Raw genomic sequence first — 17769 nt, 5'->3', positions numbered from 1 at the left:
ATTGAGGTTTATGTATTGCGGATTTATTAAAATGCCGGAGTTGTTTTGATGTTATATAATACCTGGAACTTGCTAAATGATTAAATTGCGAATAATTGTTTTTATTACACATATTTTAGCTGTATTTTTAGTTTGATTTTCAAAAGATGCCGGATTCGTTATTTATAAAAAGCTGACCCGGAATAAACGCTTTTTAAATAAATACAATAGCGTTATTGATAAAATAGGCTGCTTTTTTTAATATAAAGGTATTTTTATACCAAACGGGAGGCACACAGTTTTTGGCATAATTTTACAACGTTTGTCGATAAAGTGTTTGGCGACATCATCTTGATAAAAGTTTTAATATTCACTTTTGTACAATAATTAATGATGTAATTGAACAAGTGTGTTATTTCTTTGAACAAAAGTTTGCCTGTTTCATTATCATAAAATGTAAATTTGGTTGATGATGTTATTCAAAACATCAACCATACCAATTTTTAAACCATAGTTCATAAACATTTTTCCTGCGGCTTGCCCGTATTGGAAATTAACAAGCTGTTACTTATGATGGAATCTGTACCCGATTTCTGTGCGCGTAAAACAATATACACCGTGCTAACCGGTATTGCACGTATTGTACTTACAACAGTTTTTTTTACCGTTATAGGTATCCAGGTAAATGCTCAAAAACCTAATCTGAAGTTTACCGCCTTAACCACCAAACAGGGATTAATGGGTAATGCTGTTAATGCTATCGTAAAAGATGTTAGCGGGATGATATGGATAGGTACATCTGAAAGCCTGAACAGATACGATGGCAAACGGTTTAAAGTTTATTCGCTTGGTACAAAAAGGCAAGTGGAGCCAGGGTCAAACGAAATAAGCAGTATCAGTATGGACCGTACAGGTACGATGTGGGTGGGCACCATAGGTTTTGGGCTTTATTATTATGACCGGGCTGCTGACGTTTTTAAAAATTTTACTTCGCCCTTAAAAGGGCAGCATTTAAGCCAGGATATTGTTACCGCAGTGTGCGCAAACAGAAAAGGTGCTATTTGGGTAGGTACGGTAAATGGCCTCGATGTGATTGATCCTGACCGAAAACATATCAGTCATTTTGAAACCGGGACAGACAAACCAGGACAAATACCTGTTAAAAGCATCAACTACATTTTTCAGGATAGTTACGACAGGATTTGGGCGTGTACAGGTTCGGGACTTTATTTATATGATGAAGCGAATAAACGTTTTAAAGGCTTCCGTCATCAAAAAAATGATCCGGGCAGCTTACCATCAGATGTTGTAATGACTATTTCACAGGATAAGGCTGGCAATGTCTGGGTGGGTACGTCAAACGGTTTAAGCCGCCTGGCTAAAGATGGTGAACACTTTATCAACTATCGTTACAGTGATAAAGACGAACACTCGTTATGCGGTGATATTGTTTATAGCATTGCTGCCGAAGACAAGGATCATATTTGGGTTGGTACAGAAGGCGGCCTGAATGTTATGGACATCAACACCGGGCAATCCGTTCGTTACCGCCACGATCCGCGCGATCCGTACAGCCTTAACAGTAAATCCATTCGGAGTATTTATATTGATCCTAAAGGGATTTATTGGGTAGGTACCTATATGGGCGGTATAAATAAGTATGATAAAAACCTTACTTTATTTAACTATGTACAGCCTACCGAGTTAGATCCCTACGGATTGCGCGCACCCATCGTATCATCCTTTGCACAAAAAAACGATAATGAATTATATGTGGGGACAGACGGTGGCGGCCTTAGTATCTTCAACAACAAAACCAACCGTTTCAGCCATGTTCTTATCCAACCGAAAGAAAAGATAAATTCGGTGGGCTTGCCTATCATGGCTATGCTGCTGGATCATAGGCAGCAACTTTGGATAGGAACATTCGGGCACGGGCTTTTTAAACTCAATACCGCAAACAATTCCTACACTCAATTTACCAGTGGTACCGGAAATCTGAATATCAGTCAAAACAATATCTTCGCCTTTAAAGAAGATCACTTTGGCAATGTATGGATTGGTACCAACGGTACCGGTATTGATGTTTTTGACGCCAAGGCAGATAGTTTCCGCAGATTTACACCTACCTATTTGACTGCAAGGGGGCAAAAGATTCCTTCAAACGGCTACATCAGGGCTTTTGAAGAAGATAATGACGGCAATATGTGGATAGGGTCATACGGCACCGGCATCGCTATCTATAATCCGGTTACCAAAATATTCGATACGCTTAACCCGACTAACACCGGTTTGCCTATAGCAGAGATTTTATCTTTAAAAAAGGATGCTAACGGCAATATGTGGATAGGTACAAATGGCGACGGGCTTTTCTGCTATGATCATCTGCTCAAAAAAATAGCCCCTTTTAAACATAACAACCAGCTGCCTAACGGCGTGATTTGTAAAATTTTACAGGATAAAACCAATAATTTGTGGTTTAGTACTAACCAGGGTATCGGCCGGATTGATCCGGCAGACATGAACCTTTATGTTTATTGCCATGATAACGGCCTGCAAAACAACGTATTTTTAAACGGGTCCGGAATTCTTGCTGCGGATGGTACGCTTTATTTCGGCGGGGTGGATGGGTTTAATTATTTTAGAGAATCGGATGTGAGGCTTAACAAAAATCTGCCGCCGGTAATGTTAACCACCCTGATTGTAGATAACAAGCGAATATCACCGGATCATGAAAATCCGAAACCTGTGAATATCAGCGAGGAGAAGCAAATCACCATCAAGTATAAACAAGACTTTGCCATCAACTTTGTAGCCCTTAATTATACACTTCCGCAACAAAACCATTATTCATACATATTGGAGGGGTTCAGCAACTCCTGGAAAAATGCCGGTACTTCAACCACCGCGAGTTATACCAATCTTGACCCCGGCGAGTATACTTTCAGGGTAAAAGCTTCCAATAATGATGGAAAATGGAATGATACAGGCACGTCGTTGAAAATTATAGTAAAGCCTCCTTTTTGGATGACCATATATGCCTACGTATTTTATGTTTTACTGGCTTTCGGTATACTATTATTGATTCGGAGGCAGGGCGTTAAAAAGCTTAAGAAGAAACTGCATGCCGAGCAGGAGCGCAAGGATGCCGAGACCCGCCATGAACTGGATGAAATGAAGATCAAGTTTTTAACCAACCTGAGCCACGAATTCAGAACACCTATTTCTTTGATAATGGCACCGGTTGATAAACTTCTGGAGCAAACCAATACCGAGCCTGTAGTGCAGCAATTGGGCGTTATTAAGCGAAACTCGCGCAGGTTGCTTAACCTGGTTAACCAGTTGCTTGATTTCAGGAAGCTTGAAGAAAATGAGCTTAAACTTAATTTAGTTGAAGGTGAGTTTGTTTCTTTTGTACGTGAAGTTGCCGATTCGTTTTATGACCTGGCAAACAGAAAAAAGATCGTCCCGGTTTTTAAAACAGCCAGCGAAAGGTTATTTGCAAAATTTGATCACGATAAAGTTGAGCGGATATTATTTAACCTGCTATCCAACGCGTTTAAATTTACCATGGCAGGCGGGCAAATTACGGTAGAGGTAACTGCACCTGTTATTTCGGCTGATGGTAATTCATACCAGCTTAGCATCACTGTTGCCGATACGGGTACGGGCATATCCCCCGAACAGGTAGGTTATGTTTTTGAAAGGTTTTATCAGGCGGATGCCCAGCCGGCTATACTTAATCAGGGCAGCGGGATAGGCCTATCCATAACGCGCGAACTTGTGCAGTTGCATGGCGGCCAAATCAGCGTGGAAAGTGAACCGGGCAAGGGCTCTGTTTTTTCATTAACGATTTCATTGCCGGTAATTAGCTTGTCGGAAACGGCCATATCCAACCCAAATTTGCCTGAAATAGCATCCTGCTTGGTGGAAGAAGATTCGGATAGCAAGCCGAAGCCCGAAATTGCTATAGGTACTAACCGCCCACATGTGTTGATTATTGAAGATAATGACGAAATGCGGCATTACCTTGCCGAAAACCTGGGTACTACCTACAAAGTATCTGAGGCGGTTAATGGCCGTGATGGTTGGCACAAAGCGCTTGCTGTACATCCCGATTTAATAGTTAGTGATATAAGCATGCCTTATATGGATGGGATACAACTAAGCTGCAAGTTAAGGGCAGATAAACGAACCGGCCACATCCCTATCATTTTATTAACAGCGTTGACCAGCCAAAAGGAACAACTTGCAGGGCTGGAACTGGGCGTGAATGATTATTTGACTAAGCCGTTCAATTTTGATATCCTGAATATCAAGATCAAGAACCTGCTTCATTTAAATACGTCGCTTAAGGAAACTTATCAGAAAAAAATAAAGGTCATTCCTGCAGACATGGATATAGAATCATCTTCAGAGCGATTCATTAAAGATGTGGTGCTGTACATCGAAAAAAATATAAATAACCCCAAGTTTTCTGTTGAAGAGATCAGTCACCACTTTAGCATGAGCAGGGGATCGTTCTACAGTAAGATCACCGAACTCACCGGCGAACCTCCTGTGGAATTTATCCGCTCAATAAAATTGGATAAGTCAGCCATATTATTGGAAAAAACCGATCTGACTATTGCTGAAATTGCGTATTCAATTGGATTTTCGACACCTCATTATTTCACCAAGTCATTTAAAGCAAAATATAATATCTTACCGTCCGAATACAGGGCAAAAAAAGTGAGTATCAAGAGTGTAGCTTAGTCAGGTACTATTTATGCCGAATTATCGCCGGTGTTACTTGCCTGTGCTGCCGGTTGTTACAGCATCGGTGGCGGTTACCGACTTGTAACCAAGCAGGCTGAGCATTTTTAACCCATATCTTGTGCCTAAGATACGATATCCTTCGGCTGTAAAGTGCAATTTATCCGGTGCACTTGTACACCCGCTCGAGTTAATGACATAGGCATTAGGGATAACATCCGGGAGTTTGTCAATTATTTGGTTCATCGCAGCACATTTTCCACCTTGATCTTCATTAACCAGCTGACCGGCCAGCAACGGTACTTTCCTGGATTTGAGGCGAAGATCTTTAATAAGCATATCATAAATGCTTTTTACTTTTTGCGTCCAAAGCGTATCATTAGGATTTGATTCGCCCTGGTGCAGCAATATGCCTTTGATCACCCCATTTTTTTGGGCCAATTTAGCCATCTCTACTAAATGCCCATAGGGATTGCCACCGTATTCATTAATCATATTCACCATCCACGACGGGGCAGTAGCTGCATAGTCCTTATAGCTGTTTTTTTGAAATAGTTCAATTTTACACCCCGCTACCGACACATTAACAATACCAACTGTTATATCATGTGGCAGGTTAGCTATCAAAGTACGACCAAAGTAGTCGGCTGGGGTAAGCCCTGTGTTACAGCGTGCCAGCGGTGGCACAGCGGTATACCAGTTGCCTTTGGTACGTTTAAGGTTAGGGCAATCAACAGTTTCCAATACTTGTAATCGCGGATCAACAACAGTGTCCTGCGGCTGTATGTGTGCGTTACCTTCCATATTCGACTGGCCGAAGCACAAAAAAATATAGAACTTTTTGTTTTGGGCCGATGCGCTACAGATATATAAATTGAAGGCTACGAACAGGCAGAGGGAAAGGTACTTCATTTTCATCTTGTATTTATTGAGGTTTTTATAGCCAGCAAATTGGCATGCCCTGCTTGATAAAAATAGATGAATAGCTAAATATGGTATTACAACAATTGTTGAAAGTGCTATAACAGTTGTTTAGGCAAATCTTTATTCAATCAACGTGAGCATGAGCCGGAAAGGTTGGCCAACAAGGGAAATCAGAGCATCGTGGTTACAATATGCCTGAATTGCTTCAATCAGGTAAACTAAAGTGTTAAGCTTTTCAACATGCGTGTCATTAGAAGTGTATACGTATCTATATTTTTGACATGAAAAACCGGCTAATAATATAATAGCTATAGACTGTTAGTTGGCCATCAGGCAATTTTAACAATTACAACAGATAAGTTTAATTAGTAAGCGTGCATGGTTTCTATTCATATTTATCGATATAAAACTTTTCTTCTCTATTTTAGAAATTGGTTATAAGGACAGCGCGAGGCTGTCCTTGTTAGTTTAATAGATAATTGTTGTGTAAATAACAATTAAAATCAGCAACCAAACCAATCAATTACAATCGATTGCCTAAAATTGGTTTTAGCTCGTCTTTTTCCTTTCTAAGCCAACTCTTTCTCTTAGTTACGTGTTTGTAATTTATTGATTATAAATAAGTTAAAACCTATATGCTTTGTGGGTATCCTAATCATTCCTGAAATATTTTATGCTTTAATTGGCCTTGCAACTTGTTCAATATCATAATTGAATAGATGCAGTTAAACAAATGTTGTAAGATTAAGATAAAAATTGCGCTATCGGCCAAGCCGCGAAGGATACTTTTACTCCTGTTGTTGCAACCTGCTTAAAGCAGATCGTAATAAAAAGTACCGTTAACATAACGACGTACGGATTACCAATTATAAACATGCCTAATTACTAATGGAGTCGTTCATGCCACCTGCTTGTTTGCTCGCGGTGGGATAGATGGTCGGCGCTTTATAAAACAGATTGTAGCAATACTATTTGGCCCCGGCAAAGCGATACAGTTGGTTTGGAAATTTAATAACACCTAAATATTAATTATTAACCATTAAAAAGAAAATTATGACAAGACACAAAAAAGATTTTCAGATCAGGGATAAGTATGGGACATCTCGATCAGACAGATTTCGCCAGATGAATTGATTTCGGTAGTCATATCATTAAAGTGATATCAGGATAACTTTTAGGCTTTGCAGCTTAAACGATGCCGGAAAGTGCTGTGCAAAAAATCAAAAATATGCGGGCATTTTTCTAACCAATCGGAAATTTTAAACCTTAACAACATGAAGTATTCTTTACAAAAAATTTATAATAAAAAGTGGCGTTACGCTACGCTCATCCTAACCGGGTGTACGTTGGCTATGCCGTCGATGTCAATTGCGCACCCTGGTGGTTCGGCAGGTTTGGTAAACGGCGTTACAGTTAATAAAAATGCAGCTTTGAAAATGAAGCCTGCCTTTAACGTTTCAGGCAAAGTTACCGACGAAGATAACCAACCACTGCCCGGCGTAGCGGTTGCAATAAAAGGCACAACACAGGGTGTAACTACTGATGCCAGCGGCAACTTCAAAATAGCAGTACCTGGCAATTCAGCCGTACTGGTTTTCAAGCTCATTGGCTTTAACCAGCAAGAGATTACAGTTACCAGCGGTACTGAGCTAAAAGTGCAAATGAAAAAAGACACAAAGAACCTGGAAGAAGTGGTTGTGGTTGGTTACGGATCACAAAAACGTGCTAAGGTTACAGGAGCTGTGTCATCTGTTAGCGGTAAAACCCTGGCCTCGTTACCTGTAGGTGGTATTGAAGCATTGCAGGGCCGTATAGCAGGCCTCTCAGTAACCAATAATGGCGGCCCGGGAACCGGGGCCATCATTTCATTGCGCGGTATCAGTTCGGTAAATTTCGGATCTGATCCTTTATATATAGTAGACGGATATCCGGGCAGCCTTACAGGTGTTGACATTAAGGACATTCAAAGTATCGACGTTTTGAAAGACGCCAGTGCCGCGGCGATCTATGGCTCCAGGGGTACCAATGGTGTTATTATCATTACCACTAAAAAAGGCAACAATAATAGCCGTACCGAAGTTACCATCGACTCGTACTATGGCGTACAAAATGTTATAAAAAAGTACGATCTGCTTAATACTCAGCAATACCTGCAATATGAGCGCGCACTTAATGGTGCAGCCGGTATAGCTTTACCGCCCCGCCTGCAACCAGATAACTTTAATAAACCAATTTATGCAGGTAGTTCTCAAACATTTGCCCAAACCAATACCAACTGGCAAAACGCGTATTTCAGGAGTAATGCTCCTATACAGCAGCACAATGTGGCATTGAGCGGCGGCAACGCAGTGACCCGCTTTTACACTTCGGCAAATTACTTTGATCAGCAAGGTATTGCCCAGGGCTTAAGTGCGTACCACAAAGCGATCCGCGTTAATGCCGATCATACGATCAGTAAATTTCTGTCATTTGGCGAAACATTTAACGCAATCGTCAATCATCAGGTTTACGGCGTAGACGCTGGTAACCGTACTGCTATAACAAACGTTGTAAGGATGCAGCCATATTTGCCTGTATATAATCCAACTAATGCCGGTGGCTTCCAGGGTCCAATAAACAGCTTCGACGGCTCGGATCCAACTAACCCTATTGAGGCAGCCAAACTCATTAGCAATACAAACCACGGTTATACTATCCATGGTAATGCTTACGCTACGTTAAAGTTTGCATCGTGGCTTAACTTTAAATCAATTTACGGTATTGATTACGGCTCTAACTTGAATAATACGTATACGCCTATTTATAACGACGGTGGTACTTCTCAATCGCCAACCGCTATCATAAATTACACCAAGGGTGCCAGCACAACTCAATTGTACTCGCAGCAGTTAACTTTCGATAAAACGTTTGCCAGCAAACATCACGTTAATGCGGTTTTAGTTTACGAAGCTCAAAGCTCACGCGGCGATAACCAGGTGTCTTCGGGTAACCAAAATACCAACACAGTCAAAACATTAAATGGTGCAACTAACCTTTATACAAATTACACCTACGGTACCAACCTTCTCATTTCGGAGGTGGCCCGCGTTGGTTATGATTTTGAGGGTAAATACCTTATTTCAGGCTCCATACGTCGTGATGGCCTGTCTGTATTTGCGCCTGGGCATAAACACGAAAGCTTCCCTGCGGCATCGCTAGGCTGGAAGGTAGACCAGGAAAGTTTCATGAAATCTATTACCTCGGTTTCTTCCTTAAAGTTAAGGGCCGGTTATGGTGTAACAGGTATCAACGGTACAGTATTGGGTAACTATCCGTATCTGCAGCCTATATCAGCAAATATAGCTACCTATCCATTTAACGGGTCGCTTGCCGATCTTGGTAATGCTTCACTTTACAGTGGTTTAAGTAATCTTGATCTGTCATGGGAAACAACTAAGCAAACCAATATCGGGTTAGATCTGGGCTTGTTTCAGGATGCCATTACATTATCCGCTGAAGTGTATAACAGGAAAACCGATAATCTTTTATTAACCGTACCTACACCGCCCAGTTTTGGTTTTAACGGGGCCGGTACGTTAGCTAACGTAGGATCGATGCGCAACCGTGGCTTTGAGGTCACTTTAGGTTACCATAAAACAAAAGGCGAGTTTAAATACGATATTACCGGAAACTTTTCGCTGAACAGAAACAAGGTTTTAACGCTTAGTACTGCCAATGCTTCTATTACCGCCGGTGGCGATGCCGACTATGGTGGTGGCGGCCCTATAACCAGCACTGTAGTTGGACAGCCAGTTCAATCATTTTATGGATATATTGTTGACGGTATATTTCAAAACGCTGCCCAGGTTGCAAATTCCCCAACGCAAACTGGCGCAGCTCCCGGTGATATAAAGTTTAAAGATGTAAACCACGATGGTGTTATTAACGACGCAGATCGTACCTTCATTGGTAGCTATCTGCCAAAATTCACCTATTCCTTAAACTATGGTGCGTCTTATAAAAATTTCGACGCGATCGTATTTTTTCAGGGTGTTTATGGCAATAAGATCTTTAATGCGGAAAGAATTATTCTTGAAGGTATGCCAAGGCTTTTTAATGCCGGCACTAATGTCTTAAACGCCTGGACACCTTCAAATACCAATACAAATATTCCACGCTCTATCTCTGGCGATCCGAATAGTAACGTAAGGCCTTCAACCAGGTGGATTGAAAGCGGCTCGTACCTGCGGGTTAAAAATATGCAGATAGGCTATAACTTTCCTGCATCATGGTTAAGGGCAAAAACTGATAATGCGTTGAACAGGCTCAGGATTTATGCGGCATCAACCAATCTTTTAACCTTCACTAAATATAAAGGTCTTGATCCTGAAATAGGCTCACGTAACGGCACCTTAACTAATGGTATCGACTATGGCCAGTATCCGCAGCCAAGAACAGTTCAATTGGGTTTACAGGCAACCTTTTAACGATTAATTTAAAAAGAGATATAGCGATGAAAACTAAAAAAATATTCTTGTGGTCGGCTCTTACAACTATCATTGTAGCGGCGACGGTGAATTCCTGCAAGAAAGGATCCCTTAACACCAGCGACCCCAATAACGTAACAACTAACCAATATTATAAGACTGCTGATCAGTTAACTAAGGGCGTAAATTCCATTTATGCTTCTATTCATTCACTGGGATTGGTATCAAGGGAGTGGTTCTTTGTTCATGACCTCAGAAGTGATGAAGTTGCCAGTGGCGGCGGGCAGCTCGAAGCCCCAAGGGGACAAATGCTTAACGGAAATGCTGACCCTACCAACTCGGTGATGAACTCTGTTTGGAATACCTGGTATACAACAATTTTCAGAGCGAATGTAGCCATTGAAAATGGGCCAAACGTAACTGATAACACGGCCCTGCGTGATCGCCTTGTTGGTGAGGCTAAATTTCTGCGTGCCTGGGCTTACTTCGACCTGGTTTCGCAATGGGGTGGAGTACCGCTTTATACTGCCGCTGTAAAGACTGCCAGCGATTTTCAACCACGAGCTTCTGAAACCGAGGTTTATGCCTTGATTATCAAAGATCTTCAGGACGCAGCAGCGGTTCTTCCCGAAAAATCCGGCACTGATAAAGGACGGGCAACCGCCTCTGCCGCAAACGCCATGCTGGGCCGGGTGTTGATGCAAACAGGCGACTACGCAGGCGCAAAAGCGGCCTTACTAAAAATTCCTACAACTGGAGTAAACGGCTATACCCTCACTGCCAGGTACCTTGATAACTTTGAGGAAGAGACCGAATTCAACAGCGAATCCATCTTTGAAATTGTATTTGTTGACAAAGGCGATGGCGGATTTAACTGGGGCGGAGATAGCCCTACCGAAGCGCAATCTACCGTGCGTAACCAGGAATATAACCCCATTGCCTGGAGAAACCTTATTCCGTCAAATAAACTGATTAACGAATTTGAGAACACTGCTACAGGGGCAGCAAAATCTGATCCACGCTTCCATTATACTTGTTATCAAACAGGCGACACCTATAACAAAGGCACCTCTGTGCTTTTAGATGGCGATCAGAACGGTAACTCATCGGTAATGAACGGCGTTACTAAAAAGATCAGTTTCCGTAAGTTTATGATCATTTACAAAGAAGGTTTGCCTGCAGCAAGTTTTCACCCGGGAGGCAATAACCAACGTATTATTAGATATGCCGAGGTTCTATTAATGCTTGCCGAATGCGAGAACGAGCTTGGTAATACCGCTGCCGCAGTTAATTATCTTAATATGTTACGTGCGCGGGCTGATGTTGCCATGCCTCCTTACCCAACAGCGCAATTTCCTGTAGCGTCGAAAACTGATGTAGTAAAAGCCATCATGCACGAAAAAATGGTAGAAATGGGTTGTGAGGAAGTAAGGAATATCGATATCCTTCGCTGGAGGAAAAAACAATATTTCACAACCGATCCATTCTCCTATTTCAAGAAAGGCCGGGACGAATTGTTGCCAATTCCGCAAGCTGAACTGGACAATAACCCTAAAGTAAACGGGCATCAAAACCCTGGCTATTAATAATTAACCTGCTTATATAATAGCAGTTGAAGATATAAATTTCCAGACTTGTTAAAAGAGATAGGCTGTGCATAACAGCCTATCTTTTCCATATAAACCAATTTATAGATGAAGAGATTTTACCCTGCTTTATTATTCGTTACGGTTGCTTTTTTTTCGTGCGTAAAAAAGAAGGCAACGCTGTTTGAATTGATACCATCATCGCACTCGGGTGTCACCTTTAATAATTTGATTACCGAAAACGATTCTATCAATCCTATCGACAATGCCAACGTGTATAACGGCGGCGGAGTTGGCATTGGCGATTTTAACAATGATGGGCTACCTGATATTTATTTTTCAGGTAATATGGTGTCGAACAGGCTGTATTTGAACCTCGGCAATTTCAAATTTAACGATATCACCGATAAGGCCGGTGTTAACGGTTTGGGGAAATGGGGCCGAGGGGTTGCTGTTATAGATATCAACAATGATGGATTGCAGGATATTTATGTATGTAATTCCTTGCTGCAGGATAGTATTAAACGGCAAAATCTGCTTTACATAAACCAGGGGATTGACAAAGAGGGCATACCGCACTTTAAAGAAGAAGGTAAGGAATACGGCCTTGATATTCAGGCCTACTCTACTATGGCGGCGTTTTTTGATTATAATAACGATGGCAAGCTGGATATGTACCTTACCGTTAACCGGCCCGGCGATGGTTACTACGCAAACCAGTTTCGCCCGATAATAGCGGATGGCAGCGGCAAGAGTACCGGGAGGTTATACGAAAGCAAATGGGACGATAAACTTAAGCACCCGGTATTTACCGATGTATCAAAAAAAGCAGGGATCTCCATTGAAGGCTACGGACACGCAGCTACCATTGTGGATATTAACAAAGATGGATGGAAGGACATATATGTCACCAACGATTTTATATCGCCCAATATCCTTTATATCAATAACGGCGACGGTACTTTCACCAACAGATCTAAAGAATACTTCAAGCATACCTCAATGAATGCCATGGGGCAGGATATTGAAGATTTGAATAACGATGGTTTGGCCGATGTATTTGAGCTGGATATGTCGCCGCCTGATAATTACCGGAAAAAAATGATGTCGATGCCGGAAAGCTACCAATCGTACGAGTTGTTTAACCATTATGCATATCAATATCAATATGCCCGTAACACTTTACAGGTAAACCAGGGGCCGGGGTTGGGGCAGAATGACTCGGTTAGAAGTCCGATATTCAGTGAAACCGGTTTTTTGAGCGGGATTACTGAAACCGACTGGAGTTGGACTCCTTTAATAACTGATTTCAACAACGATGGCTACCGTGATATTATCGTAACTAATGGATTTCCGAAAGATGTTACCGATCACGACTTTATCGTTTTCAGAAACAACCCTTATGCAACTTCTTCAAAAAAAACTATTATAGATCAGATCCCTACTGTCAAAATCCATAATTATGCCTTCCAAAATAATGGCGATTTGAACTTTGGCGATGTTTCAGGCCAGTGGGGGCTGGATTTGCCTACATTTTCAAACGGAGCGGCTTATGCTGATCTGAATAATGACGGCGCTATGGATATGGTGATCAATAACATCAATGATGAGGCGATGATTTATAAAAACAATAGCCGGGCGCTCACTCCCAAACCATCCAATTACCTGCAGGTTAAGTTCAGGGGAGACCGCTTTAACAGCGGCGGTATCGGCGCATGGATAGATATCTATTATGCCCACGGACAACACCAGGTATACGAAAACAATCCGTATCGCGGATATTTGTCGTCCATTGAGAATGGGGCACATTTTGGCGTCGGGAAATATGACATTTTAGATTCCGTTGTGATTAAATGGCCGAATAATTATAAGCAGGTTTTAAAAAATGTAAAGGCCAACCAAATCCTGAAAGTGAATATCAGCGATGCCAGGCAACCCTATAACTGGATAGCGCCACAAAAAAACAGAGGAGCTCTGTTCACGGAAATTACGGGAGCAGCTGGCATTCATTACCGGCATCAGGAAGATGATTTTCCCGATTTTACTATTCAGAAACTATTGCCCCATAAATTATCCGCGTATGCACCGGCGCTTGCAGCCGGGGATGTTGACGGCGACGGACTTGATGATATTGCTATTGGCGGTAACAAGAAATTTCCTGCCCAGGTTTTCCTGCAGCAGGCCAATGGTAAATTTTATCAGCGCAATTTGATAGACGCTAAACCCGATAGCGCTAATTATAAAGATGAAAGTTTGCTGTTTTTTGACGCCGATGGTGACGGAAAGCCGGATCTGTATGTTGCCAGCGGCGGATATCAAAGCCCTTCAGGTTCAAAAAATTATGCAGACCGCATTTATCTTAATGATGGTCGCGGTCATTTCAGCGAACAAAAGAGTGCACTACCCGCCAACTTGACAAGCAAACTATGCGTAAGGGCGTTTGATTACAATAAGGATGGTAAACTTGATCTGCTGGTAACCGGCCGCGTTGGTCCCTGGCATTATCCCAACCCTGTATCCTCTTTTATTTTACGTAACGATAGTAAGCCAGGCAAACTACAATTTACCGACGTAACATCATCAGTTGCCCCGTGTTTGAAAAACCTTGGACTTACCTGCGATGCCCTGGTTACAGATTACGACAATGATGGCTGGCCGGATCTTATTATTGCCGGTGAATGGATGCCCATCACATTTATCAAAAACGTTAAGGGCAAATTCGTTAACTCCACAGCGGTGTCGGGTATCGCTGATAAGATAGGCTGGTGGAATTCTATCGCCGCCGGCGACTTCAGGCATTGTGGCAAGATTGACTATATCGTTGGCAATTTGGGGAAGAATAGCTTTTTCAAAGCCAGCGACAAAGAGCCCGTATATATTACAGCAGGCGATTTTGACAAGAGGAAAACCACCGATGCCTTTCCATCTCTCTTTTTACCGGATACTGATGGCGTGAAGCGTGAATTTCCATCCTTTGTTCGTGACGATGCCATTAAGCAAATGATCAGTCTGCGGAAAAAATTCGTGAATTACCGGTCTTTTGGCCACGCAACAATGCAGGATTTGCTGTCGCCCGAGCAATTGAAAAGTGCCTTGCGGTTAAAAGCCAATACGCTGACTTCCTGTTACCTGGAAAACCTGGGCAATGGCAAGTTCAAAATGCTTCCACTGCCAGACTATGCCCAAATTTCGGCCATTAACGGAATGGTGGTTGATGACTTTGACGATGATGGAAATTTGGACGTTGCTATTAACGGGAATGATTATGGTACAAATGTTTCAGTAGGCCGGTACGATGCCTTAAACGGACTGCTTTTAAAAGGAGATGGCAAAGGTAGTTTTAAACCATTAACGATCTTGCAAAGCGGGATCTATCTTCCTGGTGATGGGAAAGCCATGGTAAAACTTAGAGGTATGGATAACAGGTATTATCTGTCTGCAAGTGAGCATAATGGCAATTTGAAGTTGTTAAAGCTTAACAGAGCTGCAAAAACAATAAAAATTGAACCACAGGATATGTATGCCGAGATATCTGCAAAAGATGGTTCGGTTACCAGGCAGGAGTTTTACTACGGCTCGTCCTTTTTATCGCAGTCGGCAAGGTTCCTGAAAATAAGCACTGGCATGCAAAAGGTGAAGATTGTTGACAACAATGGCCGGAGCAGGGAGATCAGGCTTCAATAAATACCCCTTGTAATAGCTGAAGTTTTAATGGAGAGAAAAGGTTCAATTAATAACTACTGAACGGATGTTAAAAAATGCGATTGTGCGCTTGACCCTGAGTTTAGCTCAGGGAATAAGAAGGATAAATATTTATTCAAAGTTTTTACCGTTGATACTGATTGTGTCGCTGGTTTTATCATGCAGGGAATCATCGGAGCAAAAGATGATCCGGATTATAGCAGACCTGAACCAAAAGGATTACGACAGCCGGAACCCGTTTTCTCCCGAAGCGAAGGTGCTGCAATGCGATAGTTTATTGAAGCTGCCGGGACGGGAAAACGACTTTTATCTTTTAAATACCAAAGCTAAGCTGTTGCTGGAAACGGGCGACGAAAAACAGGCAGTTGCCATTTACCAAAAGATGGTGAGCGGTGCTGATAGTTCAAAAGGCGATCTGTTTGAACCGGATATGGGCCTGGCCTATATGCGTTTAGGCGAACGGGCTAATTGTATGCTGAACCACAATCGGATGTCTTGTACTTATCCTATAAGGGACAATGCAATTCACGTGAATCAAACCGGCTCGCGAAATGCTATCGCAGTTTATGAAAGTATTTTGAAAAAGCATCCGGCCGATCTTGAATCCCGATGGATGCTTAATATTGCTTACATGACGCTGGGGCATTATCCGGATAGTGTACCCAAACCATTTTTAATTCCTGACCTGAACAAAACATCTGCGGCAAAAATAAAGCCATTTACCGATATGGCCGCTGATGTAGGTATTAAGCTGAACAGCAGGGCGGGAGGCGCTATAGCCGACGATTTTAACGACGATGGCTATCTGGATATAGTAACCTCAGGAACGGAACTTGATGATCACATGCATTATTTTCAAAACAACCAGGACGGAACATTTATTGACAAATCAGAAACCAGTGGATTACTGAAGTTTACCGGGGGGCTTAATATCCAGCAAACCGATTACAACAACGATGGCAAGATGGACATTTTTGTACTACGCGGTGCCTGGAAAAAGAATGGTTTTGGTAACCAGCCGGCTTCACTATTACGAAACAATGGCGATGGTACATTTACAGATGTGACGATACCCGCCGGGCTACTTTTTTTTCATCCTACCCAGGCAGCCGTTTGGGCCGATTTTAATAACGACGGATGGCTTGATGTATTTGTTGGAGCAGAGGGTTTTGATAATGGCGACAGCGTTAACATACACAGGAGTATGCTCTATATGAACAATCACAACGGCACCTTTACCGAGGTTAGTCATCAAGCCCACTGCGATATCATGTCATACGTAAAAGGTGTTACATCGGCAGATTTTGATAATGATGGATGGCCGGATGTTTTTGTTTCGACAATGGATGGGCGTAAGTACCTTTTAAAAAATAAAGGCAAAAGCGGAAATATTCCCGACTTTGAAGATGTTACAAAGCAATCGGGAATACTGGCAAATACCAACAGCACATTTACTACCTGGTTTTTTGACTATAACAACGACGGCTGGCCGGATATTCTGATTGCAGATTACAAATTCGAGGCCCCGCTGGGTTATTATTCGGCTGCCGAAGCGCTCGGAAAGCCTCTACCCAATGCGGGAAATATCTACCTGTATAAAAATAATCACAATGGCACTTTTACTGAAGTTTCCAAACAAACAGGGCTTGATAAAGTGGTGTTCAGCATGGGTGCAAACTTTGGTGACATTGATAATGATGGCTTTCCCGACTTGTATTTTGGTACAGGAAACCCGGATTTTGGCTCCCTTATACCAAACAAAATGTTCAGGAACGTGGAGGGAAAACAATTTGAAGATATAACAAGCATTTCCGGGACGGGGAATCTGCAAAAAGGGCACGGAGTAGCATTCGCTGATTTTAGAAACCGTGGTTTGCAGGATATTTTCATAGAAATGGGCGGAGCTTACGCAGGCGATGCCTATACCAGCGCCTTGTACGTAAATCCAGGCCAGAACAATAACAATTGGATAAGTATAAAAGCAGAAGGAATAAAATGTAATAAAGCTGCCATAGGCAGTCACTTAAAAATAACATTCATTGATAACGGAAGCAAAAGAAGTGTTTACCGGGATATTAACTCCGGCGGCAGTTTCGGGTCATCGCCGATACAAGCGGAAATAGGCGTGGGGCACGCCAGCGTTATCGAAGAACTCGAAATTACCTGGGCCGGCAGCCATACCGTTCAGCGGTTTAATAATTTGAAGGTAAACCAGTTTTACCGCATTACGGAGGGAAGCGGGAAGCTTACTCCGGTTCAATTGAAAAGACTTGATTTTAACAGTATGGCAGGAATGTCGATGGCAATGAAGATGTAAGAATATTGGTTCTGAATTTTTTATAATCGAACTGATCGCA

Annotated in this window: 6 protein-coding genes; 5 read left to right on the top strand and 1 reads right to left on the bottom strand. The window is 42.2% G+C overall.

Annotated features, from left to right (window positions below; all coding sequences use genetic code 11):
* The first annotated feature begins 549 nt into the window (after nt 1–549).
* The gene (locus MTO98_RS17590; RefSeq protein ID WP_243480195.1) at nt 550–4734 is read left to right on the top strand and encodes a two-component regulator propeller domain-containing protein; all 4185 of its coding nucleotides are present in this window, start codon (nt 550–552) and stop codon (nt 4732–4734) included.
* A gap of 33 nt (nt 4735–4767) precedes the next feature.
* Here the strand turns inward: MTO98_RS17590 and MTO98_RS17585 are convergent, their stop codons facing one another.
* The gene (locus MTO98_RS17585) at nt 4768–5652 is read right to left on the bottom strand and encodes a sialate O-acetylesterase (protein ID WP_243480194.1); all 885 of its coding nucleotides are present in this window, start codon (nt 5650–5652) and stop codon (nt 4768–4770) included.
* A gap of 1280 nt (nt 5653–6932) precedes the next feature.
* Between MTO98_RS17585 and MTO98_RS17580 the strand changes: the two genes are divergently transcribed.
* The 4 genes from MTO98_RS17580 to MTO98_RS17565 all read left to right on the top strand — a co-directional run bounded on the left by MTO98_RS17580 (nt 6933) and on the right by MTO98_RS17565 (nt 17729).
* Nucleotides 6933–10124 carry a TonB-dependent receptor gene (locus tag MTO98_RS17580; RefSeq protein WP_243480193.1) on the top strand — a complete coding sequence of 1064 codons (3192 nt, stop codon included), beginning with the start codon at nt 6933–6935 and terminating at the stop codon, nt 10122–10124.
* Nucleotides 10125–10150: 26 nt separating this feature from the next.
* Nucleotides 10151–11710: a RagB/SusD family nutrient uptake outer membrane protein gene (locus MTO98_RS17575; protein WP_243480192.1), complete on the top strand. Its 1560-nt coding sequence runs from the start codon at nt 10151–10153 to the stop codon at nt 11708–11710.
* A gap of 108 nt (nt 11711–11818) precedes the next feature.
* Entirely contained in the window at nt 11819–15394 is a 3576-nt protein-coding gene (locus MTO98_RS17570) for a VCBS repeat-containing protein (protein ID WP_243480191.1), read from the top strand.
* A 202-nt stretch (nt 15395–15596) separates the two neighbouring features.
* The gene (locus MTO98_RS17565) at nt 15597–17729 is read left to right on the top strand and encodes a CRTAC1 family protein (protein WP_243480190.1); all 2133 of its coding nucleotides are present in this window, start codon (nt 15597–15599) and stop codon (nt 17727–17729) included.
* Nucleotides 17730–17769: the final 40 nt, after the last annotated feature.

The sequence above is a fragment of the Mucilaginibacter sp. SMC90 genome, from assembly GCF_022811725.1.
In the GTDB taxonomy this organism is placed as follows: domain Bacteria; phylum Bacteroidota; class Bacteroidia; order Sphingobacteriales; family Sphingobacteriaceae; genus Mucilaginibacter.
Note: the sequence above shows the minus strand (reverse complement) of the source record. Positions and strands in the feature narration are given on the sequence as shown.